The sequence below is a fragment of the Rothia nasimurium genome (assembly GCF_928381705.1).
Classification (GTDB): domain Bacteria; phylum Actinomycetota; class Actinomycetes; order Actinomycetales; family Micrococcaceae; genus Rothia; species Rothia nasimurium_G.
Map to the genome: position 1 here is coordinate 1 of NZ_CAKMSR010000031.1, position 875 is coordinate 875.

Annotated in this window: 1 pseudogene; it reads right to left on the reverse strand. The window is 46.4% G+C overall.

Annotated elements, in window-relative coordinates:
• A pseudogene (locus L6762_RS11860) lies at nucleotides 1-875 on the reverse strand (hypothetical protein); the annotation flags it as partial.

The following is an 875-nucleotide window of genomic DNA, read 5'->3' on the forward strand; positions in this document are numbered from 1 at the left end:
GTTGCTTTATTTGTGATCGCAGGCCAGCGGCTGGTCCATTCCGCCCACCCTTGATTTCGCATAATTGATTGACCTACAAGGTATCCGCCTATACCACCGCCACCGCTCATGACTATGGCTCCCCAAGCAGTCACTGAGGCGTTGTAACGATAATCGCCCTTGTACCAATCACGGGAAAAACCAGTGAATAGGTTTTTACCCCAGAATGGGTCAGCCGTTACGGGGTAGGCCACTCCAAAAGTATCATGTTCAATAACCTGAACCAGCGAAGACCCTCGAATCTCATACCGGGTAGGTATATCCACTCCGTTAGCGTCCTTAGCCCAAGGAGCAGCCACGCCAGCTACAAAGTTCCCCTCAGCATCCCAGATCAGAACCATCCCATCTTTAAGAAGCTCAAGATAAGCACCATCAGGCATTTCCAAATCATATGCATATTCACGCGGAGCTGCGGCGCTTTCGATGGTTGTCACCATCTGCACTGAACCATCTTCATATGGCAAAACTGAGGTGCTAGAAAAATTTTCATGATCAAAAGAAATTTCGCCAAACTCACCAGCTTGAATTTCACTTGACCTCTCAGAGTAGGGCAAAGAAATACGTAAATCCTCGTCACCAGATTCTGATAGAACAATCATCTCATCTGAGTTTTTTGGTAAGTCAACAGCAATCTCACCTGCATGTACGGTAAATCCAGATTGATTTTCGTCAAGTTCATCAATTGTAAGCGATTGTTCTACAAGTTTATCCAGCTTGTATTCCTCTAAATTATTTTGGGTGGACGAAATTGAAGTTTGAGCCACGGCGGGCGCAAAGCTAAGTCCACCAACTAACACTGCGCCAACTAGGCAGATACTAAAAATGGAACGGGGGGG